This is a genomic window from Nannocystis pusilla, from assembly GCF_026626665.1.
GTDB lineage: Bacteria > Myxococcota_A > Polyangia > Nannocystales > Nannocystaceae > Nannocystis > Nannocystis pusilla.
Genome location: NZ_JAPNKE010000002.1, coordinates 10,346,034 through 10,371,669 on the forward strand (window position 1 = coordinate 10,346,034; position 25,636 = coordinate 10,371,669).

The following is a 25,636-nucleotide window of genomic DNA, read 5'->3' on the forward strand; positions in this document are numbered from 1 at the left end:
CGCCGATCAGCGCCCGCCGCTCGGGGTCTTGGGCGTGACCAGGCGGTGGTACAGGGTGGCCGGAGGCACGCCCTCGCGCAGCAGCGCCTCCGCGCGCTCGAGCTCCTCCTGGATGACGAGGCGGAACTCGAGCTCGGGCACCGCGCCGTCGACCGCGCGGCCGTTGACGAAGTACGCCGGGGTGCCGCGCACGCCGAGGGTGGAGCCGAGGTCCTGGTCCGTGACGATCCGCGCGTCGGCGTCGGCGGCGTGCAGGCGCTGCTTGAACTTCTTGCCGTCGAGCTTCAGCTCCTTGGCGATCTGCAGCAGCGTGGCCTCGTCGAACTGGGCCTTCTCGGCGTAGAGCCGGTCGTGGAACTCCCAGAACTTGCCCTCGGCGTGGGCCGCCATGGCCGCGCGCGCGGCCAGGAACGCGTGGCTGTGGAACGGCAGCGGGTAGTGCTTGAACACCACGCGGATCTTGTCGCCGTAGCGGCGGCGCAGCTTCTCCAGCGTGTCGTGGCCGCGCACGCAGAAGCCGCACTCGAAGTCGGCGAACTCGACGATGGTGACCGGGGCGGTGGCCGGGCCGCGCTGCGGCGAGTCGTCGACCGGCACCGGGTAGATGACGTCGGGCTTGAGGCCGGGCCGCGGCCGCCGGACCTGGACCTCGCGGTAGCCGTCGGCGATCGCGTGGGCGTAGATCTGTTCCGGCGCGACGCCCTGCTCGCGCCACTTGGCCGCCAGCTCGAGCTCTTCTTTGACCACCGAGCGCAGCAGCTCGAGCGGCTTGGCGCCGTTGATGTGGCGGCCGTTGATGAAGTAGGCCGGGGTGCCGGTGACGCCGAGGCGACGGCCCTGGCGGAGGTCCTTCTGCACGGCGGTGCCCCAGCGCAGCGCCTCGAGGTCGTCCTGGATCTTGCTCAGGTCGAGCTCGGCGGCGCGCGCGGCGTCCTGCAGGCGCTCGAGGTCGAGGCCCTTCTGGCCGAAGATCCGGTCGTAGAACGACCAGAACTTGCCCTGCTCGAGCGCCGAGCGGGCCATCAGCGCGGCGACCAGCGCGTAGCCGTGGAACTCGAGCGGGAAGGCCTTGTAGGCGAAGCGCACCTGGCCCGAAAACTCCTTCTCGAGCGCGAGCATGCTCTGGTGGCCCTTCTCGCAGTAGGGGCACTCGAAGTCGGAGAAGGCGACGATCGTGACCGGCGCGTCGGCGGGCCCGCGCACCGGCGCGTCGCCGACCTCGACGTAGAAGCGCTCGTGGGGCACGTCGCGCGCGGCGCCGCTGGTCTCGAAGCCGGGCAGCCCGGCGGCGGCCTGCGCCAGCGGGCTCTCGCCGGTCGCCTGCGCCTCCGCGGGGGCCTCGGTGCTCGCCTTGGGGCGCGAGCAGGACAGGAGCGCGAGCGAGGCGCCGAGGAGCGCGGTGCGGAGCGAGGGACGCGGCATCGGCCGGCAGTGTACCGCGCAGGGGCCGGCGATGCCTGGTACGCTGGCGGGAACATCGGCCGGCGGCGGCCGCGTCTTCACCGCGAACCACCACACGGGAGTCCCAGGCCATGCAGCGCGTCGTCTGTGTCGACGTCAATCACTCGTACGACGGGGTCCGCGACGCCGTCCGCGACCTCCGCCTCGAGATCCGCGCCGGCGAAGTGCTGGCCCTCATCGGCCCCAACGGCGCCGGCAAGAGCACGACGCTGCGGATCCTCGCCACCCTCCAGAAGCCCGACCGCGGGACGGTGCTGTGGGACGGCCGCGACGCCTGGGACGACCGCTACGCGATCCGCCAGAAGATCGGCTTCCTCGGCGACGGCACCGCGCTGTACCCCGGCATGACCGCGGCCGGCTACCTCACGTTCTTCGCCGAGTGCTACGGCCAGGACGACAAGATCGCCAAGACGCGGGTCGACGAGCTCCTCCAGGTGTTCGACCTCGCCAGCAAGGCGAATGCGCGGATCTCCGACATGAGCAAGGGCATGCGCCAGCGCCTGGCGATCGCGCGCACCCTGGTCCACCGGCCCGAGCTCCTGCTGCTCGACGAGCCGGCCGACGGCCTCGACCCGCTCGCCCGCCGCCAGCTGCGCGAGGTCCTGCGCCAGGTCGCCGGCGAGGGCGTCGGCATCGTCATCAGCAGCCACATCCTGCGCGAGCTCGACGGCTTCTGCGACGCGGTCGCGGTGATCCAGCAGGGCAAGCTCGAGGTCCACGGGCCGGTCGACGAGGTCATCAACCGCTACGAGGTCGGCCGCCGCCTGCACGAGGTGCAGGTGACGCGCGGGCTGGTCCGGGCGATCGAGCTCTTGCGCAAGCACGAGGGCCTGATCGAGGCGGTGCTGCCGCTGCACAAGGGCGAACCCCAGCCCGACCCGGAGAAGGACGAGCGCGGCCTGCTGCGTGTGCGGATCCACGGCAGCGAGGAGCGGGCGGCGCATCTGCTCAAGGAGCTGGTGCTCGCGGACGTCGAGGTCATCTCGCTGTCCAAGGTCCGCTCCGATCTGGAAGACGTGTACAGCAGCCTCGGGCGCGACAAGGTCAGCTGAAGGCGCTTGGGAGCATGTTCTCGGGGACATGTCCGGATGGGCATGCTCCATGAGACATGTCCTGAGGTGAAGATTGTCCGACACGGCGAGCGTCGACCTCGCGGACGGACTGCGGGCGAGAGCGGGGCGCCCGGTGGGAGCCTCCGAGGCCCGGGTGCTTCGCGGCCGGCCGATGGTCATGCGCGACGAGATGGGCGCCGGTCGGGAGGCTTCGCGGCTGTCCCGAGGGTCATGTCGCCTGAAAGAACAGCCAGACGAGGGCGGCGTAGCGGGCCAGCTTGCCGAGGGTGAGCCACAGGGCGACGGGCAGGGCGGGTAACTCGAGCCAGCCGGCCAGCACGCACAGGGCGTCGCCGACGAACGGGAGCCAGGCCAGCAGCAAGGCCGGCGGGCCGCGGCGCCGCAGCCACGCGGCCCGCGGCGAGGCGAGCGCGGCGGGGTCGACCGCGATCCGGCCGAGGCGACCGAGCGCGTAGGTGGTGAGGCTGCCGGCTGTGTTGCCGACGGTCGCGACCGCGAGCGCGGCGGGCCACAGGTCGGGCCGGGCGGCCAGCAACGCGAGCAGCCAGACCTCGGAGGCGAGCGGGAGGAGCGTGGCCGCGAGGAAGCTGGCCACCAGCAGCGCGAGCAGCGAGGCCTCGGCGGGCGGGAGCAGGGCGGCGAAGTCGGGCACGCGAGAGCAGGATGCCCGCCCGCGCCGCTCGCGTCACGCGAGGTCGTCACGCCGCGCTCGCCGCGAGGGCCGCGAGAGCGCGGGCATCGCCGGTCAGGTCTCGTAGGCGAAGGACTCGATGCAGACCTCGCTGGCCTCGCCCTCGACGACGGTCTCGAGGCAGTCGGCCTTGGCCTGGAGGTCCGCCTCGGCGCGGCAGGCGTCGAAGTGGGCGGCCTCGCGGAGGTCGTAGAGGCCGACCGGCTCGAAAAAGCCGCTGGCGTCGAGCTCCTCCTTGTGGGCCACGTAGGCGGTGCGATCGCCCTGCAGGTAGACGTCGATCTTGCGCTGGCCGTAGCCGTTGTCGATGTCCCAGTGGATCGTCAGCGCGCCGATCATGGTGCCGGCCGACAGCGCCGCGAGCACGCAGTCCACGGCGGCCTCGTCGGCGGCGGTGCAGGTCTCGTCGATCTCGCTGCACTCGAACTCCACCGCGGGGCACAGGCTGGTGGTGCCGCACACGTTCTCGACGGTGGAGGAGAGGTTGACGTGGGCCTCGAAGCAGCAGCAGGCGTCGGCGGCGGTGTGCTCCGGACACAGGGCGCTCGGCTCACCGGTGTCGGTGTCGGTGTCGGTCGAGGGCGGCTCGGTGGACGGACCCGTGGTCGGGCCGGTGGTGCCGGTGGTCGGGCCGGTGGTGCCGGTCGTCGAGGCGTCGCTGGTGGCGTCGCCGGCCGTCGTCTTGTCGGTCCCGGGACAGGCCGTGAGCGTGACGGCGAGCAGCGTGGTGGCGGTGAGGTCGAGGGTACGGCGCATGACAGGCTTTGTGAGGCGAGAATGTGAGAAGGGGAGCCGCCCGCCGGCGGAGGCGACGAGGGTCTCCTCGCAGCGAGCATGGCCGGCGATGATGCCTGCGCGGCGGGCTCGCGTCACGTAAAGGAAAGCAGGCGCCGCGTTCATCCGACCGAGGCCATGACGGGTTGGCATGGCCCAAGGCGAGTTTGCGCGTTTGCTCAGCTCGCTGGCGCCTCCTGCCGATCGCGGGCCTGTGCTATCGCGAGGTGATGAGCGACGGCAGCGCGATCGAGTGGACCGACGCGACCTGGAACCCGGTGCGGGGCTGCACCAAGATCAGTCCGGGCTGCAAGCACTGCTACGCCGAGACCTTCGCCGAGCGCTGGCGCGGTCTGCCGAACCATCCGTATGGCCAGGGATTCGACCTGCGGCTCGTGCCGGAGAAGATCGCGGAGCCGCTGCGCTGGCGGAAGAGCCGGCGGATCTTCGTCAACTCGATGAGCGACCTCTTCCAGGAGGGCGTGCCCGTCGAGTTCATCCGGAGCGTGTTCGAGACGATGAACCGCGCCCCCTGGCACACGTACCAGGTGCTGACGAAGCGGGCCGGGCGCATGCGCTCGGTGTGCGCCGCGCTGCCGCGCGATCTCGTGCAGCAGCCGCAGATCTGGCTCGGGGTCAGCGTGGAGGATCGCAAGTACGGGCTGCCGCGCATCGACGTGCTGCGCGCGACCCCGGCCGCGTTGCGGTTCCTGTCGGTCGAGCCGCTGCTCGAGGACCTCGGGCGCGTCGACCTGCGCGGGATCGACTGGGTCATCGTCGGCGGAGAGAGCGGGCCGGGAGCGCGGCCGATGCAGGAACAGTGGGTCGTCTCGTTGCTCGAGCAGGCGCGCGACGCCGGCGTGCCGTTCTTCTTCAAGCAGTGGGGCGGGGTGCAGAAGGGCCGCCACGGCCGAACGTTGCTCGGCCGGACTTTCGACGAGCTGCCGCACCTGCGGCATTAGACATGTTTGGACAGGCATGTCCGATCGGACATGTCCTTTGAGAAAGGATCACTGCGCGCCTGACGGGACCGATGCCAGGGCGTTGAGCGAGGGGGCGTCGGTGAGGGAGTGGAGGGCGAAGTCGATGGCGACGGACAGGGTGTCTTGGGGGCCGGCTGGGAAGCCGCGGGTGTGGAAGCGGACGATGCCGCGGCGGTCGAAGATGACGACCACGGGGGCGCGGGAGTAGTCGAACATCGCCTCGCGGATGTCGGCGGCGGAGCCCTCGAGGCCGACGGTGAAGCCGTTGGTGGGCGACGACGACAGCTGGAAGATCGGGATGAAGCCGTCGGGGCCGGGGTCGGCGGTCTGGCGCAGCATGTCGCGGATCGCCGGCTCGGCGCGGAAGTCGGTGATGAAGTAGCTGTCGACGCCGGCGGCGGCCAGCTCGTCGCTGAACTGCTGCAGGTGCGCGTACACGGAGGGCGCGAGGGCCAGCGAGCGGCGGTACTCCTCGATCATCGGCGGGAGCTCCCAGATCACCAGCAGGGCGGCGCGGCCGTACAGCTCGCGGCCGTTGACGTAGCCGCGCGGCTCGTCGGCGCGGTAGAAGCGGATCGCCGGGATCGCGTGGCCGAACAGCTTGCTGCGGGCCCAGTCGGGCGCGCGGTCGAGGGCGTCGGCGCCGACGGTGAACATCGGCGGGGCGGCGGCGATCGGCGGCAGCAGCTCGTTGGGCTTGGCGACGATCGTGACGTCGCGGATCTCGTTCGAGCCGTACTTGGCGATCTGCAGCTTCAGCGGTTCGTCGCGGGCCAGATCGATCTGATCGATCTCCGCCCCGCTCGAGACCGGCCGGCCGTCGATCGCGAGGATCCGGTCGCCGCGCTTGATCTCCTCGCAGCCCACCTCACAGCCGAGGTTGTAGGCCACCCACACGCCGCCGGGCGCCAGTTCGCTGTGCGCGGGGGCGGGCGCGGCGGGTTGAGCTCGGGGCCGCAGGCACAGAGCCCGAGCGACAGGGTCAGAGCGGAGAGCAGGGAGCGCTGCACGGCGATGTCCTTTGCTCCGTTGAGATTGCCCCCGTTTTTGGCCGATGCCAGAAGAATATGAATAAACCTTCATCGCGCGTCCGAGGCCGGTCCGAGACCCGCGGGCCGCAGGCGAGCGCGGACGCGCGGGCGGGTCACACCTGGGCCGACAGCGAGCCTTCCCCGTGGAGGACTGTCGGCTGGGACTTGCCCTCGAGCTTGGGGATGAGCTCACCGACGAGGCGGATGCTCTTCATGACCTTGTCGTGGGGCAGCTGGCCGACCTGCTGGAAGCACATCAGGCGGTCGATGCCGAGGTCGGCGTAGACCTGCATCTTGCGCAGGCAGGTCTCGGGGCTGCCGACGATCAGCGAGTCTTGCTCGGAGAGGGCCTCATAGACCTCCTCGGGCGAGACCTCTTCGCCTTGCATGATGCGGCCGATGACGATCTGGGCCCGGTTGACGCGGCCGCCGCTGCGGGCCTTCTCGTCATTGAGGAACTGGCCGAGCAGGGCGCTGCCGGCCGGGTCCTTGAGGCGCCGCTCCTGCTCGGCGGCGACTTGCAGGAACTGCTCCTTGGCCTCGAAGAAGGTGAACGAGCGGTTGGTGTACCAGGCCGCAGCAGTGGCGGCGCCGTTGCGCATCGCCTCCTCGTCGGTGTCGGCGCAGTGGACGAAGGTGAAGAAGGCGACCTTGTCGTTGATGAACTCGCCGACCGGCTTCTTGCACTCCGCGATCGCCTTGCGATAGAGGTCGATCCACGCCTTGACCTGCTCGGGCGGGGCCCACAGCGTGACCCCGAGCGCGCCGACCCCGTTGCGGCCGGCCTGCTCGAACGAGGCCGGCGACGAGCACGCCTGCCACAGCGCCGGGTGCGGCTTCTGCAGCGGCTTGGGCACGATCGGCACGTTGTTGATGTCGAAGTACTGGCTCTTCCACGAGAAGCGCTCTTGCGTCCACATCTTCGGGATCATCTCGAACGCTTGCTGCATCTGGTCGCGCGCCTCTTCGGCGGCGATGTTGAAGGTGCGCCACTCGGGGATGGTCGAGCGGGCCAGGCCGAGCTCGACGCGGCCGTTGCTGAGGTGGTCGAGGAAGGCGGCCCGCTCGGCGATCCGGATCGGGTGGTTGAAGCGGTACGGCGCCAGCGCGGCCGAGTGGCCGAGGCGGATGTTCTTCGTGTGCTGCGAGATCGCGGTCAGCAGGATCTCCGGCGCCGACGACAGGCTGAACTCCTCGCCGCCGTGGTGCTCGACCTGCCACCACGTGCCGTAGCCCATCTCGTCGGCCAGCTTGGCCTGCTCGAGCGCCTCCATGATCCGGCGGTGCTCGTGGTCCGGCGTCCATGGCCGCGGGTCTTGAATCTCGGTGAAGATGTCCAGCTTCATCACAACCTCCCTCGTCCCCCGGGCGCGGCCCGGCCTCGGTCTGCGCAAATAGTGCAGGGACAAGGATAGCGGTCAGGTGTCCGGATCCAAGGCTCAGGCTGCTGGAAAATCGGGCTCGTGATCGCGCTGCGGCGGCAGGACGCGAGCCCGGCCGATCGGCGCGGGCTCGCGGTGTTGTCTCTCGTGGACTGCCACGAATCGCCGCGGGGGCGATTCGTGGCAGCGCGGGGGCGGGTTTTACGAGCGACGGCGGCGGAGGACGACGAGGCCGGCGAGGGCGAGGATCGCTGCGCCGAGGTCTCCTGCCCCCTGATTGCAGCCGCAACCGGTGTCCTTGTCGCCGCCGCCGGTGGCCGAGTCGGTGTCGGTGTCGGTGTCGGTGTCGGTCACGGTGAACACGGGGCCGGGGCCGGTGGTGGGGTCGACCGACTCGATGGTGCAGCTCGGGCTGCAGCCGTCGCCGGCGTCGAGGTTGCCGTCGTCGCAGGCCTCGATGCCGCTGATGATGCCGTCGCCGCACACGCCCTGGGTGACGGAGCCGGTGCCGACGACGCACAGCTCGTCGATGTTCCAGCCGCCGAACTCGAGCGCCTCGTCGCCCTCGAGGATGAACTCGAGCTGGACCTGGCCGTCGACGACGAACGGGGTGAGGTCGATGTCCTGGAACCGCCACTCGCCGTCGAGGTGGTGGAGGTTGCCCGAGGCGTTGCTGGCGTTGGTCCACGCCTCGCTGTTGTTGGCGAGCACGAGCGCCTGGTCGAAGGTGGCGTCCTCGACCTCGAGCCAGCGGTGCAGCTGCAGGCGCACGGTGCTGTGGCCGGCGACGTTGATGACGGGCCCGAGCATGTGGCTCTCGAGGAAGCTCTCGTAGGTGCCGGGCGGGGCCAGGCCGTTGCCGGCGACGCTGCTGCCGTTGAACGCGGCGCCCGGGTCGGGGCCGCCGGCGGGCGGGCCGAACGCCCAGTCGCCGGTGAGCTGCCAGCCCTGCGGCCCCGGGCCCGACTCGAAGTCCTCGCAGAAGATGTTGGTGACCGGGCCGAGGTAGAGCTCGTAGGTCGGGTCGGCCGGGTTCTTGGGGAACGTGACGGTGGTGCCGCCCTGCAGGAGGAGGCGCACCTGGTACTCGAGCACCTTGCCGTCGCCGACGTTCGGCATGATGCCGGCGAAGCCGCTCTGGCTCGGGTTCATCGGCACCATCCCGCTCTGCTCCTCGCCGCGCACGCGCCAGTGCAGCTCGGCGCCGAGCGGGCTCAGGTTGAGGCAGGGCTTCTGCTCGCCCGACACCACCAGGTCGACGAGGATGCCGTCGGGCGTCGGCGCCGCGGTGAACACCTCGGCGTTGACCGCCGACGGACCGACCAACCCGTGGGCGTCGAAGGCGACGTTGATCTCGCACTCGTTGGGTGTCCCATTGGTCAGGTCGCCGTCGTCGTCGTCGGCCAGCAGGACCTCGGGGTACATGCTCGGCATGTCGACCGCGCGGCGGATCGACTCGAACCACAGCTTGTTGACCTGCGTGACCCCGGGCCCGGCGCCGAGCTTGTTCCGCAGCGCCTTGCGCAGGTCCCACAGCGCGCCGCCGATGATCCGCCCGCCGTCGTGGATCTCGCCGTTGTCCTCGGGGAAGTGCCACTCGGAGCCCTGCGGGTCGAGCTCGCGCAGCGGGCCGTCGCTGCCCTTGAAGAAGCCGGGCGCGAGGTCGGGCGAGTCGGTGATGGTCGCGCTCAGGAAGTCGGAGATGCCCTCCGACAGCGCGCCCTCGGGGAAGCCGACGCCCGGGATGATGCCCTGGAAGTGCACGTTGTGGCCGAACTCGTGGTAGACGACGTCGGCGATCCGGCCGGTGTTCTCGCACTGCGCGTCGGACTGGAAGAAGTTGATCGTCTCGCCGTCGGCGAATGCGTTGCAAATGTCGGCGATGTTGACGATCGCCGGCATCTGCTGGTCGAGGAAGGCGAAGTCGGGGGCGATCGCGCGGACGAACTGCTTGACCCGGTCGGCGTGGACGTAGGTGGTGAGCTGGGCGTCGAGGAACTCGTCGCTCGAGGCGAGCCAGGTGACCTGACCACCTGGCGGAAGGGTCAGCTGGGTCGCGGCCGGGGCGCCGGCGTCGCTGGCGACGGCGACGAACGAGCCGAGCACGGTGGTGGCGACGTTGGCCGGGCCGCCGTCGGCGAAGCTGACCGCGCCGGTGATCGAGGTGACCGCGGCGGCGCCGTTGACGACCACGCCGAGGTTGGCCGCCGCGAAGTCGAGCCGCTGGCCGTTCGGGCCGCGCACCGGGGCGTTGATCTTGAGGTTGCCGGAGGCGAAGCGCAGCAGCTGTTCGCGCGCCAGCGGCTCGCCGGTGGCGGCGTCGACGTAGACGGCCCAGCGACCGATCGGCGCGGTGGCGTGCACGGTGACCCGCAGGACCTCGCGGTAGCCGTGGACGCGGTCGTCGTCGACCAGCGGGAGGATGAACGGGCCCTCGACGAGGTCGGCGCGCGCGTCGCTGCCGTCGCGGGCGATCCACTCGCGGGCCCGCTCGCGCGCGACGGGGTCGGGGACGGGGCTGTCCGTGAGGACAGCCTGGACCTTCGGCAGGGCCTCGCTGCCGATCATCGCCAGCCGGCCGCCCTTGAAGCGGAAGCTGACCTGACCGCCGAGGACCGGGCGGCCCTTGTAGTGCTGGGCGAAGCCGAGGCTGTGGATGCCGGAGGACAGGTCGTCGCCGACGAGCACGAAGTCGGCGGCCTCGCTGCCGGGCGCGAGGAGGTCGAGGTGGCGCGCGAGCAGGTCGTGGGCGTGGTGCAGCTCGAGGTCGCGGCCGGACATGGCCCGCGGGACAGCTGCGCCCTTGAGCCCCTACAGACGCAGCGGGACGCCGGTGGCGCGGTCCCACAGGACGTCGCCGGGGTCGAGCGCGGCGGCGAAGCGGCGATACGCGGCCTCGGCCGCGGGCGGGGCGGCGTGGAGGACCGCCCGCGAGGACCTCACGCTGTTGCCGGCGCCGGCGCTCAGCTCGACGCCCGCGCGCCGGCCTGCTTGCGGGACGAACGCTTCGGCTCGCTCCGGAGCGAGCCAGCAGAGCGCTGTCACGATCGTCGCCGAAACACTACCCGCAGCAATATTCTTTAAACGCACATTACTCGCTTACGCGCTCCTCAGCAGGCCGTCAAGCGCGGAGCGCGGACGTCGGTCAGCGCCGCGTCCGCCGCCGCCAACCGAGTCCGGCAAGGACGAGCATCCATGCGCTGGAGCCACCCGCGCCCCCCGCGCTGCGGCAACCACAACCGCCCATTTCGCTCGCTCCACCGCCGGTCGCAGTGTCGTCGACGGCGCCGGTGTCGGAGCCGGTGTCTTCGCCGCCAGTGGTGCCTGGCGCCCCTTCCGTGGGGTCTTCCGGCGTTTCGACGCTGCACGTCGCGCTGCATCCGTCACCGTCTTCGGAATTCCCGTCGTCACATCCCTCACCCGCGGCGATCACCCCGTCGCCGCAGACGGCCGGCGGCGCCTCCTCGACGCCGACGATGCACACGTCGTCGATCGTCCAGCCGCCGAGCTCGAGGCCGCCGTCGGACGACAGGCGGAAGGTCAGCTGCGCCGTGCCGGAGAACGTGACCGGGGTGATGTCGACGTCGTGGAAGCTCCACTCGCTGTCGCGATGATGGACGTCGCTGTTGTTGTCGCCCATCATGCTGTTGAAGTTGCGCCAGCCGAGCTCGCCGTTGACGAGGATCTCGGCCCGGTCGAAGTAGGCGTCCTCGACGTTGAGCCAGCGCTGGTACTGCAGGCGGTAGACGGCGAAGCCCGGCGGCAGCTCGACGACGGGGCCGGTCAGGTTCATGACCCGCTGCGGCGAGTAACGACCGTCGCTCGCGAGGTCGATGCCGGCGACGTTGCTGCCGGCGAACGCGGCCCCGGGGTCGCCCGACTTGCCCTGCGGCGCGCCGACCTCCCACTCGCTGCCGAGCGTCCAGGCCGAGACGTCGCCCTCGAAGCCCTCGCACCAGATCGGCACGACCTCGCCGTAGTAGCGCTGGTACCACGGGTAGGCCTGGTTGGCCGGGAAGCGGGTGTCGGTGCCGTCGCTGAGGTCGGCGATCACGCGGTACTCGAGCACGGTGCCGTCCTGCTGCGGCGGGAGCGAGGCGGCGAAGCCCTCCGGGGTGGCCGTCATGGCGGCCTCCTGGAAGTCGGCGGTGCCGCGCACGCGCCACTCGAGGGTGGCGCCGGTCGGCGCGAGGTCGATGCACGAGCTCTGCGCGGCCTGGATGTCGAGCGCGACCGGGACGCTGCCGTCGCCCTCGGCCGCGAGCGTGCGCACCTTGCCGCCGAGGATGGCGGCGCCGACCAGGCCGTGCTTGTAGAACACCTGGTCGATGAGACAGCCGTGAGGTGTCCCGTTGGACAGGTCGCCGTCGTCGTCGTCGACCAACAACGCCTCGGGGTACATGGTCGGGATGTCGCTGGCCCGCCGGATCGACTCGTACCAGATCTTGTCGGAGTGAGCGACGCCCTCGGCCTGGCCCATCTCGGCGACGAGCTCGGTCCGCAGGTCCCACAAGGTGCCGCCGATGATGCGCCCCTCGTCGTGGGCCTCGCCGCGATCCTCGGGCCAGTGCCACTCGAAGCCGTCGGGGTCGAGGTCGCGCAGCGGCTGGCTGTCGAGGAAGAAGCCGCGGGCCATGGCCGGGTCGCCGGTGATGGTGGCGCTGAGGTAGTCGGAGATGCCCTCCGACAGCGCGCCCTCGAACAGGCCGACGCCCGGGATGAGGGACTGGTTGTGCACGCTGTGGCCGGCCTCGTGGTAGACGACGTCGGGGATCCGCGCGGTGTTCTCGCAGTTCTCGTTGCCGTCGTAGAAGAACAGGTCGTCGCCGTTCGACATCGCGTTGCAGGCGCCGCTGTTGTCGCTGACGGTGAGGTTGACCTGTCCGTCGAGCCAGGCGAGCGGCTCGCTGGCGATCGCCCGCACGTACTCCTTGGCGGCGTTGGCGGCGACGTAGGCGGTGAGCTGGGCGTCGAGGTGCGGGTCGTCCGCGCCACTCCACTGGACCTCGCTGCCCTCGTCGAGCGCGACGACCTGGCTGGCCAGCTCGCCGGCCTTGTTGATGATGCGGACGAATTCGCCGCGCACGCCGAGGCCGATCTGCACGGTCGCGGCGTCGAAGCCGACGAGGCCGGCGGCGTCGGTGGTGGCCGGGACGTCGTCGATCGTGACGTCGAGGAACGGGGCCGGCCGCAGCACCCGCTCGCCGAAGCTCGGGCTGCGCTCGGGGACGTGGTAGAGGACGGTGCCGGTGGCCGAGACGAACTTCGAGACGCGCGCGAGCGGGGCGCCGGTGGCGGCGTCGACGTAGACGGTCCAGCCGCCGAGGGGCTGGTCGGAGGTGACGTCGACGGCGCGCGCCTCGACGTAGCGGATCGGGCCGGAACCGACGAGCGGGAGGATGACGGGGGCCGAGACCGCGCCGGCGGCGGCCCGCGGGGACTCGGCGCGCAGCCACTCGAGCGCGCGGGTGCGGGCGAGGTCGTCGGCGATCGGGCTGTCCGTGAGGACAGCTCGCACGTGCGGCGGGGCCTCGCTGCCGATCAGGGCGAGGCGGTCGTGCTTGAAGCGCAGGCTGAGCTGACCGCCGACGACGCGGCGGCCGTGGTAGGTCTGGACGTAGCCGAGGCTGCGGATGCCGGCCGAGAGGTCGTCGCCGACGAGCTCGAAGTCGTCGATGCGGGCGCCGGGGGCCAGCAGGTCGAGGTGCGCGGCGAGGAAGTCGCTGGCGACGCGCCGGGCGACCAGGCTAGAGGCGAGGGCGCCGTCGGCCGGCAGGCCCAGGCCCCACGCGCGCGTGGGGACGTGCGTGTCGGCGTCCCAGATGGCCTGGGCGTTCGGGCCGAGCTCGGCGGCGAGGCGGCGCCAGGCGGCCGCGGCGACGCGCGGCGGGGCGCCCCCGAGGTCGACCGCTCGCTGCTGGCGCATCCCGACCCCGGAGCGGGCTGCCAGGCGCCCGGCTCGACGCGGCGGGCCATGGCCTCGCCCGGGAGCGAAAAGGCGAGAATCGCGACGATACTGGCGGAGCTCAGGAGACGAGTGAACATGGACTTCCTGGCAAAGCACGCTAGCCGCGCCCGCAAGTCCCCGTCAACCGAAGCGCCGGGCCGTCATCCTCCGGGCAAGGTCGGCGGCAGGGCCGCCGCGTCGGTGAAGATCTGCCAGCGCGCCTCCGGGACGCCCGCGAAGGCCGTGCGGTAGCGTGGGGCGTCGCGACCCTCGTCGGTGACGTCACGGATGTAGATCGCGACGACCTGGTCGGGGAACTCACGGTAGGCGTCGCCGTAGGCCTCGGGGTCCATCTCGCCGGAGTCGCCGACGAGCACGAAGCGCCGGCCCGGCGCGCCGCGGAGGAGCATGCGCAGCAGCGGGGCCTTGTACTCGCGCGGGTCCTGGAACAGCGAGAAGAAGCTCGAGTCCTTCGGGCGGAACAGCTTGAGGTGCATGCTGCCGGCCGGGAAGCCGGCGGCGCCGGTGAAGTCGAGCAGCGCGTCGTAGAGCTGCCACGGGCTGGCCGAGAGGTAGTGGAACGCGGCGCCGGCCGCCGCCCAGCGCTGGTACGCGGCGGCCATCGCCGGCACCGCCTCGAACTCTTTAAAAGGTCCGCTCGAGCAGGCGCTGCTTGTCGCGGACCTCGCTGATCTTGATGGTGTCGTCGACGTCCGAGACGACCGAGACGCCGGCGGCGTCGAGGCGGACGATCGTGCCAGTGAAGCTGCGCGTGTCGCCGGGCTTCAGGACGGCGGCGACGGGGGTCGATGCTGCGAGCAGGTCGGCATCGGCGAGGTGCAGCGTGGTCTCGCTGTGGCCGTTGGCGCCGGTGACCTCGAGGGTGTGTTCTTTGGAAGAAATGCGGACGACGACCTGCTTGCCGCTCTCGTTGTCGACCAAAAAGGCGCGGGCCCGCTTGCGGAACACCTCGCTCGACTCGCTGCCGGGCGGCAGCTCGAGCGCGGACACGAGGGCCGCGACCGCGGCGCCGCGCCGCCACGAGCCCTCTTCGGGCTCGAACACCCAGGCGCGCAGGTGGACGCGCCAGCCGTCGCCGTCGCGCACGGCGACCGCGGGCAAGAGGCGCAGGTCCTCGTCCGACTTGAGGTCGGAGGCGGCGCCGGTGGGCGCGGCCGGAGCCGCGGGCGCAGGGGTCGTCGCTGCCGGCTCGGGCGCCTTCTGCGGCGCGGGATCGCAGGCGGCGGCGGCGAGCGTCAGCGCGAGGGCGGGGAGGAGGGAGCGCATGGTCGGGGGAGCGGGTGTCGCGGAGGACATGTCCGAAGAGACATTCACGCTGACGGCGCGCGCGGCGACGGCCGCGTCGAGCATGTCCGAAGGGACATGTCCGGACGCGGCCGTCCTGGACGGGCGCGGGGGTGGGGCGCCCGAAGGGTCACGAGGCGGCGTTGGTCCGGCCGATGACCTGCGCCCAGGTGGGCCGCTCGCTGAGGCGGCGCCACCAGTGCCCGACGCGCTCGCTGGCGTCGATGAGGCCGAGCTCGCCGGCGGCGGCGAGGTACTCGATGTACGGCATGAAGAAGATGTCGGCCAGAGTGAGGCCGTCGCCGACCAGGAAGTTGCGGTTTTCGAGCTGGCGCTCCATCACCGCGACGGCCTTCTTGACGCCCTTGCGGCCCTCCTCGACGGCGGCCATGTCGGGGTCCTTGCCGAAGAACTTGCCGAACACGAGGTTGTAGATGATCTTCATCGCCGGGCCGGTGAAGTTGGAGGTCTCGATCGAGATCCACTGCTCCACCTGGGCGCGCTGGCGCAGGTCGGCCGGCATCAGCGAGGGGCCCGAGAGCTTGGCGTCGAGGTAGCGGCAGATCGCCCGCGACTCGTACATCTGCCAGCCGTCGTCGTCCTCGAACGCCGGGATCTGGCCCCACGGCTGCCGCGCGAGGTGCTCGGCGTTGTGGCCCTCGCCCTTCATGATGTCGACCATGACGAATTCGGCCCGGTGGCCCTTCTCGGCCAGCGTCATCAGGACCTTGCGCGTACACGTACTCATCGGGTGCCCGTAGACCTTCATGGAACTCGCGTCTCCTGCTTCGCGGAAATGGGTGCCATGTGTAGCACGAGCGCCGCGGGCGTGTCCGCGCTGGCGCCCGAGCGACACCGCGGACCGAGCGACGCCGTTCTCGCGCCGTCGCGCGCACGAGGTCGGGAGAACGACGACACCGGGCTCAGCGCGGCGAGCGGAGGTGAGGCGCGAGCTCGCGGTCCAGCGCCTCGCAGGGCGCCGCGCGATCCTCGAACCAGGCGGCGACATCGTGGGCGAGGCGCAGCGGCAGCGCGAACGCGGCGATCATGACGCGGGCGACGAAGAACCGGCCGGCGACCTCGCCTCGCGCCTCGCAGGCCTCGCAGATCTGCGCCACCAACTCGGCGACGCCGGCTCCGGCCGCGGCGCGCTGCTGCAGCTCGAGCTGCAACGCGCGCCCCAACGCCTCGCGGCTCACTCGGTGACGACGACCGCCGAGCCCTTGCCGAACGCGCCGGTCGCCGGCGAGACCGAGTGCCAGCCGTCGGGCAGCGCGGGCTCGGTGAAGCCGAACAGCCAGCGGGCGTCGGGCGGCGACAGGTTGACGCAGCCGTGGCTGCGCACCAGGCCGAAGCCGCCGTGCCAGAAGGCGCCGTGGAGCGCGACGTTGTTGTGGAAGTACTGCGTCCACGGGACGTCTTCGATCGAGTAGGCGTCGTCCTCGACGGGCTGGTCGCGCATCGACGTGGCGATGTGCTTGCTCTGCAGGCGGTGGACGCCGACCGGCGTCATGCCGGGCTCCTTGCCGGTCGACACGATGGTGGTGAACACCGGGCGGTCGCCGGCGTAGGCGACCAGCGTCTGCTCGGACAGGTCGACGTGGACCCACTTCTCGTCGGGGCCGATGCCGGGCGGGCGCTTCAGCTTGTACGACTGACCGACCGCGTACTCGGGCAACAGGTTGCCCTCGGCGTCCTCGTAGAAGCGGGCGGTGCCGATCGTCACCTTGCGCACGAACGGGTAGCGCGAGCGCCGGACCGGCTTCTTGTCCTCGAGCTTGACGAGCGCCTCGCCCTCGCCCGAGCGGCGCTGCAGCGGCGTCTCGCGCACGATCCAGTGGATCGGCAGGTCCTCCTCGCCGCGCAGCACCAGGCCCTGGAAGGTCGAGCCCTCGCGCTGCTCGAGCTGGTACTTGCGGGCGAAGGTGCCGCGCAGGGTGCGGAGGAACTTGCGCTCGCTCTTGACCGCCTCGCCGGCCACCGTGACGTAGAAGCCGGCGTTGAGGTACTCCTTGACCACCGCGGGGACCTCGGGCGGGCGGTCGGCCGGCGTGGTCGGCATGAGCGTTCGGCCATGTTCCGAAAGCCATGTCTTGGCGGCCATGTCGGCCTGGTCCTGCTCGCTGAAGCCGGGCAGGCGGTGGAAGAACGGGGTGCCGTCGTGCGAGACGCGCCAGTACTCGTAGGGCATGGCGGCGTCGAGGCGCGGGCGCGGCGTGGCGACCAGGCCGTCGTCGGGCGGGGCGTCGCCGACCTCGAGGCCGGCGTTGAGGCAGATCCACCCGGCCGGGTAGACCCTGTGCCAGCCCTTGGTGCAGCCGCCGCCGAAGCTCAGCTCCGCGTCGGTGCGCACCCGCGTGCCGGCGCGCAGGATGCCGAGGATCGGGGCGTCGCGCTCGGTCCGCTCGCGCACGAGCGCGGCGAGGCCGGTGACGAGGCCGTGCTTGGGGTTCTTCGCGTCGAGCTCCGGGGTCCACTCGGGCGGCGCGGCGTAGACGGCCGGGAAGGCGGTGAAGGTGCCGCTCGCGTCGGGCGTGAACGGGTCGCCGGGCGTGGCCGGCGGGTCCGCGGCGATCGCGGGCGCCTCGGCCGGCTCACCGGCGGGGGAGATCGCAGGCGCCTCGGGGCCCTCGGTCGGCGCCGGATCGACGACCGGCTCGGGGCCGTCGCCGGCCTGCTCGGACCCGCCTCCCGGCTGGCGCAAGCCCGTCTCGTACACCGCCGCTGAGAGGACGACGCCGCAGAGAAAGCTCCCGACGCCCTCGATGAGCCGCCTGCGCTGCATGTCGCCGAAGGTGCCGCGGACGATAGCCGTGCGGCCCCGCGGTGGCAACCCGCTTGCTCCAAACGCAGGGGCTCGTCCATGCTCTCCGCCGTGACCTTCGTCCCCGCGCCGCCCCGGCGACTCGCGCCCGCCCCCGCCCTCGCACCGGCGCGTCGCGCCTCGCGGCTCGGGTCGTCGGCGATCGCGGTGGTCGTCGCGCTGACGGCGGAGGTCGCGACCGCCGCGCCCGCGGCGCCGGCACCTGTCCCTGCGGACAGCTCGGTGGCGGCCGCACCGACGGTCGGGTCATCGACGGCCGCAGCCACGGCCGGGTCACCGACCGCGAAGTCCACCTCACCCGCGGCGCCCGGCGACCCCGCGGCACCTGCTCCTTCGGACAGCTCTGCGGAGGCGGAGGGGCCGGAGGCTGACCCCGAGGACAGCTCGCGATCGGAGCGCAAGCTCGACGGCCCGGGCGACGCGGCGGCCGTCGAGACGGCCGCCGAGACCCCGCCGCCGGCGCGCCCGGCCAGCGAGAAGCCGCCGCGGGTCGACGGCACCTACGTCGGCGGCACGCTCGGCCCGGGCATCAGCTTCGCGCGGGTCAACGACTTCCCGACGCCGAACCCCTTCGTCGGCGGCGGCGCGACGCTGCGGGTCGGCGAGGTCATTTATCCCTGGCTGAGCATCGGCGTGGAGATCTCCGGCAACCTCGCCTACCGCAGCGCCGACCCGCGCCAGCGCCTGCTGCAGGGCGCGTTCCTGGTCGACTTCGGGTTCTATCCGGCTGCGAAGAAGCAGATCCCGCTGTCGCTGCGGGCCGGCTTCGGCGCCGGCGGCGGGGCGGTCCGCGAGGCGCGCCGGACGGATCGCTCGGGCTTCGGCGGGGCGGTGTTCACCGCGGCGGTCCGCTACGAGTTCTTTCCAGGGCCGCGAAGCGCCGGCCGACCCGCGGCGGCGGTTTCTCGATCGGCCCCGAGCTCGGCTGGATCGGCTTCATGCCGGCGGCCAAGGGCCGGCCCATGTCGCACACCGTGTACCTCGGGCTGTACGTCGGCTTCTACTTCGGCTCGTGAGCGCGAGCCCGGCGAGGCGAGGCGTGCCTGTCGTGCAAGACAGGGAGACGGCGCGCCCGAGCCTGCATCTCCGCGGAGGTATGTGCGCCTCCGAGCAAGGCGGAGGCGGTGACGGCGTGGTCGCCTGCCGCACGCCGTCTCGCCGGGCACCGACGCGCCCCCGGAGGCTGTGACGGCGCGACCAGGTGCCCGCGGCCGACGCGGCGCGCGGGTCATGGAGATGGCGTTCAGGACAGGTCGAATCAGCCATGTCCAAATGAGCCTGTCCGGAGCGACATGCCCGCTCGGACATGCCCTTGCGGACAGCTCAGGCGAACATCATCGCCGCGGCGACCAGGGCCAGCAGCGCGGCCATCCAGGTCAGGGTGTTGGCGTCGAGCGACGGGCCCTGGACCGGCAGGCGGTAGGTGACCGCGGCGCCGCCGTCGGCCTCGGCGGGCGGGGCGGGGGTCGGCATGGCCGCCAGCGCCAGCTTCACCTCGGGCGGCGGCTCGGCGCGGCGGCGGTCGACCTCGACGTGGACCAGGAGATCGCCGGGGCGGCCGCCCTCGAGCGCCTCGCCCTGGCCCCGCAGGCGCACGACCCCGCCGGCGGGGAAGCCGGCCGGCAGCGACAGGCGCACGCGGTCGTCGCTGTCGAGCGAGGACACGGTGCGGCGCGCGTATCCGCCCTCGGCCGCGAGGTCGAGCGGCACGCGGACCTCGAACGGGAACGGGAGGCCGAGGGCCCACGCCGGCACCGTGACGTCGGCGTGGAGGTCGCGTCCGCGGGGTCCGGGCGCCTCGGGTTCGAAGATGCTGCCGAGCTGCGTCACCGCGCGGCCACTATACCGCGCGCCCCGGCGCTTGCGCCACGCCCGGGGTGGTGCCAAAACCGCGAGGGCATGGGCGAGGTCAACTTCGACGGGCTGATCGGACCGACCTACAACGATGGGCTCGCCGCCGGCGTCGCGCCGAGTCAGCGCGCCGGCTCGACCACCAACCCGAAAGCGGCGGCGCTCGCCGGGCTGGCGAAGATCCGCCTGGCCCGCTCGCTCGGGCTCGTGCAGGCGGTGTTGCCGCCGCAGCCGCGGCCCAACGTCGACTGGCTGCGGCGGATCGGCTTCACCGGCGACGACGAGCGGGTCCTGCGCTCGGCCGGCGAGGGCGACGGCATGTGGCTGCGCCTGTGCAGCAACCCGTCGTCGATGTGGGCCGCCAACGCGGCGACGGTGGCGCCGAGCAGCGACACGCGCGACGGCCGCGTCCACATCGCCGTCGCCAACCTGCAGCACATGCTGCACCGCGCCCAGGAGCCCGAGGTCACCCACGCGGTGCTGTCGGCGATCTTCCGCGACGAGGCGCGCTTCGCCGTCCACGCGCCGCTGCCGGCGGTCCACCAGCTCGGCGACGAGGGGGCGGCCAACACCTTGCGGCTGCAGGTCGGCGGGCGGCCGGCGGTCCACGTGTTCGCGTGGGGCCGCGGGGCGTACGCGCGGCACGCGGCGTCGCGGTTCCCGGCGCGGCAGACGATCGAGGCCTCGCAGGCGCAGGCGCGGCTGCTGCAGCTCGACCCGGCGCGCGTGCTGTTCCCGCAGCAGCACCCCGACGGCCTCGACGGCGGCGCCTCGCACACCGACATCCTCGCGGTCGCGCACGGCTCGCTGCTGCTGATCCACGAGCTCGCGCTGCGCGACGTCGGCAGCGTGCTGACCGAGCTGCGGCGACGGCTCGGCTCGGCCCTGCAGGTCGCCCTGGCCCGCAACGCCGACCTGCCGCTGCAGGACGCGGTGGCCACCAGCGTGTTCGGCGGCCAGTTCTTTACCTGTCCCGACGGACAGCTCGGTCTATTGGTCGCCGCCGAGACGCGCGAGAACGCGGCGGCGCGCGGCTACCTCGACCGCCTGGTGGCCGACGGGCACGTGGGCCAGATCCGCGAGGTCGACCTGCGCCCGGCGCTGCGCCACGGCGGCGGCCCGGCGTCGCTGCGCCTGCGCGTCAGCCTCGACGAGCGCGAGGCCGCGGCGCTGGGCGGGCGCGTGATCGTCGACGACGACCTCGAGACCGCGCTGGTCGCATGGGTCGAGAAGCACTACCGCGACCGCCTCACGCCCGAGGACCTGGCCGACCCGCAGCTGCTGCTCGAGGTCCGGACCGCCCTCGACGCGCTGACGCAGCTGCTGCAGCTCGGCTCGGTCTACGCGTTCCAGCGCTGACCGCGACGGAGCGCCGGCCCCGAGCGGCGCGAGCGGCTCCCGGGGAGCGGCCGGGCGTGCGTGACGTGAGCGGCGGCGAGGCGCCCGCGCGCAGGTCCGCGGCGTGGGACATGGGCTAGATTGATGGGACCATGACGTCACCTTCTCCGCAGAGCTGTACGCTGGCCGATCTGCTGGAGCGGCGCCGTGAGACGATCATCGAGCGCTGGACCGAGCGCATGCGGGCCGAGAACCTGGTCGACGACCGGCTCAGCACGCCGACCCTGCGCAACTCCCTGCCGGAGTTCCTCGACCAGGTGGCGGCCGCGCTGCGCCGTCAGCCGCAGGCAGCGCCGTGCGGCGAGGTCGCGCGCGAGCACGGGCGCCAGCGCTACCGCGTCGGCTTCGACCTGCGCACCGTGGTGATCGAGTACGACATGCTCCGCGAGGTCCTGTTCGACACCATCGAGGAGTCGGGCGGCCCGCTGCAGCTCGCCGAGGTGCGGGCGCTGTGCGCCGCGTTCTCCGCCGGCATCGCCGAGGCGGTCGACCAGTTCTCGCGCGACCGTGACCGCGACCTGCAGGCCGGCGCGGCCGAGCGCGAGCGGGCGAGCGAGTTCGAGCGGCAGCTGATCGCCATCGTCTCGCACGACCTGCGCAGCCCGCTGACGGCGATGCTGGTCGCGTCCGAGGCGGTCGTCCGGCGCGGCGCGCCCGACGACAAGACGGCGCGGCTGCTGCTGCGGATCCAGACCGGCGCGCAGCGGGCCACGCGGCTCATCAACGACCTGCTCGACTACAGCCACGAGCGCAAGTCGGGCCGGATCCCCGTGCGGCCGCAGGACGTGTCCTTGCGGGTGCTCGTGCGCGAGGCGATCGACGAGGCGGCGACCATGTTCCCCGAGCGCATCATCGAGTACGCCTGCGAGGACCCGATCCAGACCCGCGCCGACCCCGACCGGATCGCGCAGGTGCTGTCGAACCTGCTGACGAACGCGCTCAAGTACAGCCCGACGAACACGGTGGTGCGGGTGGCGACGCGGGTCAGCGCCCAGGCCGACGCGGTGACGATCGAGGTGCACAACTGGGGCCCGCCGATCCCGCCCGAACGGCGCGGCTCGCTCTTCGAAGCGTTCCAGGGCGACCCGTCGCTGCGAGGGCGGGCCTCGCTGGGGCTCGGGCTCCACATCTCGCGCCAGATCTTGCTCGCCCACGGCGGCACGCTCGACGTCTGCTCGAGCGCGGAGGAGGGCACCACCTTCACCTGCACGCTGCCGCGGCAGCCGCAGGCGGTGCCGCTCCCGATGACCGCGTAGCGCCGGCGCGCGCCGGGCGGCGGGCGGCTCGGGTATCCTGGCCGGCATGTCCAGCGCAGCCGCGTCGTCCAGCGAGACCGAGCCGTCCCCGTCGTGGCTGAAGCCGCGACCGCCGATCGTCAGCGGCGAGGACTACGTCGCCAGCCTGCGCGGTCGCGGCCTGCGGGTGTTCTTGCTCGGGGAGCGGGTGGCCGAGCCGGTCGACCACCCGATCTTGCGCCCGTCGATCAACGCGGTCGCGCGCACCTACGACCTCGCGCTCGAGCGCCCCGAGCTGGCGACCGCGGTGGTGGGCGAGACCGGCCAGCGGGTCAACCGCTTCCTCCACGTCACCGAGTCGGCGGCCGACGTGGTGCAGCAGAACAAGATGCAGCGCCGGCTCGGCCAGCTGACCGGGACCTGCTTCCAGCGCTGCGTCGGCATGGACGCGATCAACGCGCTCTACACCACGACCTGGCTCATCGACCAGGCGCGCCAGACGCCCTACCACGGCCGCCTGCGCGCGTTCGTGCGGGCGATGCAGCGGCAGAACCTGGTGGTCGGCGGGGCGATGACCGACGTGAAGGGCGACCGCGGCAAGGCGCCGCACGAGCAGAGCGACCCCGACATGTTCGTGCGGGTGGTCCGGCGCGAGCCGGGCGGGGTGGTGATCCGCGGGGCCAAGGCGCACCAGACCGGCTGCATCAACTCGCACTGGATCGTGGTGATGCCGACGATGCGGCTCGGGCCGCGCGACCGCGACCACGCGATCGTGTGCGCGGTGCCGGTCGACCACCCGGGTCTGACCTTCGTGGTCGGGCGGCAGTCGTGCGACACGCGGGCGCTCGAGGGCGGCGCGGTCGACGTCGGCAACGCCCGCTACGGCGGCCAGGAGGCGCTCATCATCCTCGACGACGTGTTCGTGCCCGACGAGCTCGTCTTCATGGACGGCGAGGTCGAGTTCGCGGCCGACCTGGTCGAGCGGTTCACGGCGTATCACCGCCGCAGCTACGTGTGCAAGGCGGGCGTCGGCGACGTGCTGATCGGCGCGGCGGCGCTGATCGCCGACTACAACGGGGTGCCGCAGGTCTCGCACGTGCGCGACAAGCTGGTCGAGATGGCCCACCTCAACGAGACGATCTACGGCGCCGGGATCGCGGCCTCGCACGAGTCGACCGCCACGCCGGCGGGCAACTGGCAGAACGACCCGATGCTCGCCAACGTGTGCAAGCACAACGTGACCCGCTTCCCCTACGAGATGGCGAGGTTGGCCCAGGACCTGGCCGGCGGGCTGCTGGCGACGCTGCCGTCGGAGCACGACTTCGCCGACCCCGAGGTCGGGCCGCTGTTGAAAAAGTACCTGCGCGGGCGCGACGGCGTGTCGGTCGAGGCGCGGGCGCGGGCGCTGCGGCTGATCGAGAACCTGACGCTCGGCCGCAACGCCGTCGGCTACCTGACCGAGTCGATGCACGGGGCCGGCTCGCCGCAGGCGCAGCGGATCCAGATCGCCCGGCAGATGCAGGTCGAGGACAAGAAGGCGCTGGCCCGCGCGCTCGCCGGCATCACCGACGAGGTCGAGGGCGCCGATCGGGACATGTCTTGAAGGGCATGTCCGATACGGAATGTCGTATCGGACATGCTCGATAGAGCATGTCCGAAGGCTCAGCCCGGCTTGACGCCCGGCTGCGACGCTTGCAGCGACCACTCGAAGTTGTCGAGCAGCACCAGCGAGTCGTACCAGGGGTCGCCGGTGTCCCACAGGACGAACCGGATCTCCATCGTCTCGCCGGGCTTGACGTTGCCGGACATCGTGAGCCAGCCGGTGCCGCCGCCGACCTGGTTGTTGGTGCCGCAGAAGCCGAGGTCGTCCTTGAAGTGCGGCTGGGGGTTCAGGGTGTGGAAGCCGGTGCCGGCGAGCTCGTCGTTGCCGGTGCAGCTGTCGTAGGTGCCGGCCGGCGGGGCTGCGCAGCTGATCTGGCCGTTCTTGCACTGCGTGAACAGGCCGGGCGCGCCCTTGAGGATGTTGACCCCGAGCGGGAACAGCTGGTCCATCTGGTTCTTGTAGATGGCGACGTTCTTGTCGGCCGGGTTGCCGGCGCCCATGCCGTCGACCAGCGTCAGGAAGAAGTCGTTGTACGGGCTGCACACCCACTCGGGGTACTCGCTCGAGAAGAAGTACACGTGGGCGCTGAACGACTGCGCGTTCGTGGGTACGCGGATCCGCAGCTTCAGCTGGATCGTGTCCTGGCCGGTCGCGCCGCCGCCGGGCTCGGGGCAGCCGGGCGCGTTGGGGAAGTTGTTGCCGTTGGCGGCCAGCCAGTCGGCGGGGACGGCCGCCGGGGTGGCCAGCTCGGTGCCGCCCTGGAAGGGGGAGAAGGCGGGGTTCTTGTCGTTGGCGTCGGCGGCGGCGCCGGTCGACAGGACGGCCAGGCGGTGGTTCTTCTGCGGGACGATGACGCTGCCGAAGCCGGGGCGGATCGATCGCGCCGCGGGAGCCGGGTCGCCCATGCCGTTGGAGCGGGTGAAGGCGCCGGAGATCACGCCCCACGTGCGCTCGGCGAGCGGCGGCGCCTCGGTCGTGAACTGGCACAGGTCCATCGCCCTGGCGTAGGCCAGCGGGTCGCCGGCGTCGCTGGCGAGGCCGTCGTCGCAGGCCGGCAGGACGTTGTCGGCCCCGCCGTCGCAGTCGTCGTCGACGGCGTTGCCCATGACCTCGAAGGCGCCGGGGTTGACGAGGTCGGGGTTGCTGCAGTCGGGGCCGAGCTCGTCGCAGCAGTCGCCGCCGCACACGGTCCAGCCGTCGCCGTCGGCGTCGGGGTCCTCGTCGACCTCGCCGTCGCAGTTGTCGTCGAGGGCGTTGTCGCAGACGTCGGCGAGCGCCGGCAGGACCTCGCCCTCGCACGGGCCGAAGCCGGTGCCCTGCGGGTTGCAGGTGCGCTGGCCGGGCTTGCAGGCGCCGACGCCGGCGGTGTTCGGCGGACCGCCGTAGCAGTCCTCGACCGCGTTCGGGGTGCACTGGCAGCTGCCGGACTTCTCGCAGCCGTTGGCGGGGTCGCCGTCGCAGTCCTGCCAGCCGTCTTCGCAGGCGCCGAGGCCACACTGTCCCATCGAGCAGGTCGCGGCGGCGTGGAACGGCAGCGGGCACGGGTCGCAGCCGCCGCAGTGGGCCGGGTCGGCGAGCGGGTCGACGCAGGCGTCGCCGCAGCAGGCGAGGCCGCCGGCGCACGCCTGGCCGTCGCTGCAGCCGGCCACGCAGGCGCCGTCCTGGCACACGCTGCCGGGGGCGCAGCCGGCGTCGGCGGTGCAGCCCTTGCAGGTGTGGTCGGTCAGGTCGCAGGTGCTCGGCGCGGTGCAGTCGCCGTCGTCGGCGCAGCCGGGCTGGCACGCGTCGCCGACGCAATACTGTCCTTCGGGACAGTCCGGGACGCAGCCGCCCACCGTCGGCGCGGCCGGCATCGAGGTCGCTTCGCCCGTCTCGATGCCGCCCTCGGTCGTGGTCGGCCCGGTCTCCGGCGCGGCGGTCGAGGCCTCGACGGTGGTGACCCCGGTGACGCCGGGCGTCGTGGCGCCCTCGGTCGCGGTGGTGGCGGGGCGCTCGTCGTTGCAGGCGGACGACAGCGCGGCGAGGGCGGCAGCGATAGAGGCAAGGCCCGGAGGGCGAGGAGGACGCATGTCCGGCAA

General features: G+C 72.2%; 21 protein-coding genes. 6 read left to right on the forward strand and 15 right to left on the reverse strand.

The annotated features are described in order from the left end of the window. Positions 1-6: 6 nt before the first annotated feature. Positions 7-1,422 (reverse strand): DsbA family protein, encoded by a 1,416-nt coding sequence (locus OV079_RS45725; RefSeq protein ID WP_267776227.1) that lies wholly within the window; start codon positions 1,420-1,422, stop codon positions 7-9. Between the two features lie 110 nt (positions 1,423-1,532). Between OV079_RS45725 and OV079_RS45730 the strand changes: the two genes are divergently transcribed. Then, the gene (locus OV079_RS45730; RefSeq protein WP_267776228.1) at positions 1,533-2,513 is read left to right on the forward strand and encodes an ABC transporter ATP-binding protein; all 981 of its coding nucleotides are present in this window, start codon (positions 1,533-1,535) and stop codon (positions 2,511-2,513) included. 229 nt (positions 2,514-2,742) lie between these two features. Here the strand turns inward: OV079_RS45730 and OV079_RS45735 are convergent, their stop codons facing one another. Continuing rightward, positions 2,743-3,186 carry a YqaA family protein gene (locus OV079_RS45735; protein WP_267776230.1) on the reverse strand — a complete coding sequence of 148 codons (444 nt, stop codon included), beginning with the start codon at positions 3,184-3,186 and terminating at the stop codon, positions 2,743-2,745. A 93-nt stretch (positions 3,187-3,279) separates the two neighbouring features. Beyond that, complete coding sequence (locus tag OV079_RS45740) at positions 3,280-3,981, reverse strand: hypothetical protein (RefSeq protein ID WP_267776231.1); 702 nt, start codon at positions 3,979-3,981, stop codon at positions 3,280-3,282. A 248-nt stretch (positions 3,982-4,229) separates the two neighbouring features. On the opposite strand from OV079_RS45740, the gene OV079_RS45745 reads away from it, so the two are divergent. Beyond that, a complete protein-coding gene (locus OV079_RS45745; RefSeq protein WP_267776232.1) occupies positions 4,230-4,961 on the forward strand; it encodes a DUF5131 family protein in 732 nt (243 codons plus the stop codon). A 48-nt stretch (positions 4,962-5,009) separates the two neighbouring features. Here OV079_RS45745 and OV079_RS45750 read toward each other — a convergent pair whose 3' ends face one another. The 10 genes from OV079_RS45750 to OV079_RS45795 all read right to left on the reverse strand — a co-directional run bounded on the left by OV079_RS45750 (position 5,010) and on the right by OV079_RS45795 (position 17,351). Next, positions 5,010-5,879: a PDZ domain-containing protein gene (locus tag OV079_RS45750; protein ID WP_267776233.1), complete on the reverse strand. Its 870-nt coding sequence runs from the start codon at positions 5,877-5,879 to the stop codon at positions 5,010-5,012. A 247-nt stretch (positions 5,880-6,126) separates the two neighbouring features. After that, a complete protein-coding gene (locus tag OV079_RS45755; protein ID WP_267776235.1) occupies positions 6,127-7,359 on the reverse strand; it encodes an LLM class flavin-dependent oxidoreductase in 1,233 nt (410 codons plus the stop codon). Positions 7,360-7,596: 237 nt separating this feature from the next. After that, entirely contained in the window at positions 7,597-10,176 is a 2,580-nt protein-coding gene (locus OV079_RS45760; RefSeq protein ID WP_267776236.1) for a DUF4215 domain-containing protein, read from the reverse strand. Positions 10,177-10,206: 30 nt separating this feature from the next. Next, positions 10,207-10,440 (reverse strand): hypothetical protein, encoded by a 234-nt coding sequence (locus tag OV079_RS45765; protein ID WP_267776238.1) that lies wholly within the window; start codon positions 10,438-10,440, stop codon positions 10,207-10,209. 100 nt (positions 10,441-10,540) lie between these two features. After that, a complete protein-coding gene (locus OV079_RS45770) occupies positions 10,541-13,321 on the reverse strand; it encodes an MYXO-CTERM sorting domain-containing protein (RefSeq protein ID WP_267776239.1) in 2,781 nt (926 codons plus the stop codon). A gap of 182 nt (positions 13,322-13,503) precedes the next feature. Beyond that, positions 13,504-13,974, reverse strand: a complete 471-nt coding sequence (locus OV079_RS45775; protein WP_338089010.1) for a phosphatidate phosphatase App1 family protein — start codon at positions 13,972-13,974, stop codon at positions 13,504-13,506. Positions 13,975-13,987: 13 nt separating this feature from the next. Further along, the gene (locus OV079_RS45780) at positions 13,988-14,629 is read right to left on the reverse strand and encodes a hypothetical protein (RefSeq protein WP_267776242.1); all 642 of its coding nucleotides are present in this window, start codon (positions 14,627-14,629) and stop codon (positions 13,988-13,990) included. Positions 14,630-14,777: 148 nt separating this feature from the next. Further along, positions 14,778-15,416, reverse strand: a complete 639-nt coding sequence (locus OV079_RS45785; RefSeq protein WP_267776243.1) for a glutathione S-transferase family protein — start codon at positions 15,414-15,416, stop codon at positions 14,778-14,780. Positions 15,417-15,570: 154 nt separating this feature from the next. Further along, complete coding sequence (locus tag OV079_RS45790) at positions 15,571-15,831, reverse strand: hypothetical protein (protein WP_267776244.1); 261 nt, start codon at positions 15,829-15,831, stop codon at positions 15,571-15,573. A gap of 11 nt (positions 15,832-15,842) precedes the next feature. Beyond that, positions 15,843-17,351: a L,D-transpeptidase gene (locus OV079_RS45795; RefSeq protein ID WP_267776245.1), complete on the reverse strand. Its 1,509-nt coding sequence runs from the start codon at positions 17,349-17,351 to the stop codon at positions 15,843-15,845. A 171-nt stretch (positions 17,352-17,522) separates the two neighbouring features. Here OV079_RS45795 and OV079_RS45800 point away from each other — a divergent pair, with 171 nt between their 5' ends. After that, positions 17,523-18,599 carry a VOC family protein gene (locus tag OV079_RS45800; protein ID WP_267776247.1) on the forward strand — a complete coding sequence of 359 codons (1,077 nt, stop codon included), beginning with the start codon at positions 17,523-17,525 and terminating at the stop codon, positions 18,597-18,599. A 195-nt stretch (positions 18,600-18,794) separates the two neighbouring features. Here OV079_RS45800 and OV079_RS45805 read toward each other — a convergent pair whose 3' ends face one another. Next, the gene (locus tag OV079_RS45805; protein WP_267776249.1) at positions 18,795-19,301 is read right to left on the reverse strand and encodes a DnaJ C-terminal domain-containing protein; all 507 of its coding nucleotides are present in this window, start codon (positions 19,299-19,301) and stop codon (positions 18,795-18,797) included. Positions 19,302-19,370: 69 nt separating this feature from the next. Between OV079_RS45805 and OV079_RS45810 the strand changes: the two genes are divergently transcribed. The 3 genes from OV079_RS45810 (at position 19,371) to OV079_RS45820 (ending at position 23,558) form a co-directional block, all read left to right on the forward strand. Then, a complete protein-coding gene (locus tag OV079_RS45810) occupies positions 19,371-20,681 on the forward strand; it encodes an N-succinylarginine dihydrolase (protein ID WP_267776250.1) in 1,311 nt (436 codons plus the stop codon). Between the two features lie 131 nt (positions 20,682-20,812). Further along, on the forward strand, positions 20,813-21,976 hold the full coding sequence (locus OV079_RS45815; RefSeq protein WP_267776251.1) for a sensor histidine kinase: 1,164 nt from the start codon (positions 20,813-20,815) through the stop codon (positions 21,974-21,976). A 46-nt stretch (positions 21,977-22,022) separates the two neighbouring features. After that, positions 22,023-23,558 carry a 4-hydroxyphenylacetate 3-hydroxylase family protein gene (locus OV079_RS45820; RefSeq protein ID WP_267776253.1) on the forward strand — a complete coding sequence of 512 codons (1,536 nt, stop codon included), beginning with the start codon at positions 22,023-22,025 and terminating at the stop codon, positions 23,556-23,558. 59 nt (positions 23,559-23,617) lie between these two features. Here OV079_RS45820 and OV079_RS45825 read toward each other — a convergent pair whose 3' ends face one another. After that, positions 23,618-25,627, reverse strand: coding sequence for a choice-of-anchor L domain-containing protein (locus tag OV079_RS45825; protein ID WP_267776254.1), 2,010 nt, complete (start codon positions 25,625-25,627; stop codon positions 23,618-23,620). Between the last annotated feature and the right edge of the window lie 9 nt (positions 25,628-25,636).

Excerpts from the sequence above, each read along its gene's own strand:
- OV079_RS45725 (WP_267776227.1), bottom strand. The coding sequence starts at position 1,422 with ATGCCGCGTCCCTCGCTCCGCACCGCGCTCCTCGGCGCCTCGCTCGCG.
- OV079_RS45730 (WP_267776228.1), top strand. The coding sequence starts at position 1,533 with ATGCAGCGCGTCGTCTGTGTCGACGTCAATCACTCGTACGACGGGGTC.
- OV079_RS45740 (WP_267776231.1), bottom strand. The coding sequence starts at position 3,981 with ATGCGCCGTACCCTCGACCTCACCGCCACCACGCTGCTCGCCGTCACG.
- OV079_RS45745 (WP_267776232.1), top strand. The coding sequence starts at position 4,230 with ATGAGCGACGGCAGCGCGATCGAGTGGACCGACGCGACCTGGAACCCG.
- OV079_RS45755 (WP_267776235.1), bottom strand. The coding sequence starts at position 7,359 with ATGAAGCTGGACATCTTCACCGAGATTCAAGACCCGCGGCCATGGACG.
- OV079_RS45760 (WP_267776236.1), bottom strand. The coding sequence starts at position 10,176 with ATGTCCGGCCGCGACCTCGAGCTGCACCACGCCCACGACCTGCTCGCG.
- OV079_RS45770 (WP_267776239.1), bottom strand. The coding sequence starts at position 13,321 with ATGCGCCAGCAGCGAGCGGTCGACCTCGGGGGCGCCCCGCCGCGCGTC.
- OV079_RS45780 (WP_267776242.1), bottom strand. The coding sequence starts at position 14,629 with ATGCGCTCCCTCCTCCCCGCCCTCGCGCTGACGCTCGCCGCCGCCGCC.
- OV079_RS45785 (WP_267776243.1), bottom strand. The coding sequence starts at position 15,416 with ATGAAGGTCTACGGGCACCCGATGAGTACGTGTACGCGCAAGGTCCTG.
- OV079_RS45810 (WP_267776250.1), top strand. The coding sequence starts at position 19,371 with ATGGGCGAGGTCAACTTCGACGGGCTGATCGGACCGACCTACAACGAT.
- OV079_RS45815 (WP_267776251.1), top strand. The coding sequence starts at position 20,813 with ATGACGTCACCTTCTCCGCAGAGCTGTACGCTGGCCGATCTGCTGGAG.
- OV079_RS45820 (WP_267776253.1), top strand. The coding sequence starts at position 22,023 with ATGTCCAGCGCAGCCGCGTCGTCCAGCGAGACCGAGCCGTCCCCGTCG.
- OV079_RS45825 (WP_267776254.1), bottom strand. The coding sequence starts at position 25,627 with ATGCGTCCTCCTCGCCCTCCGGGCCTTGCCTCTATCGCTGCCGCCCTC.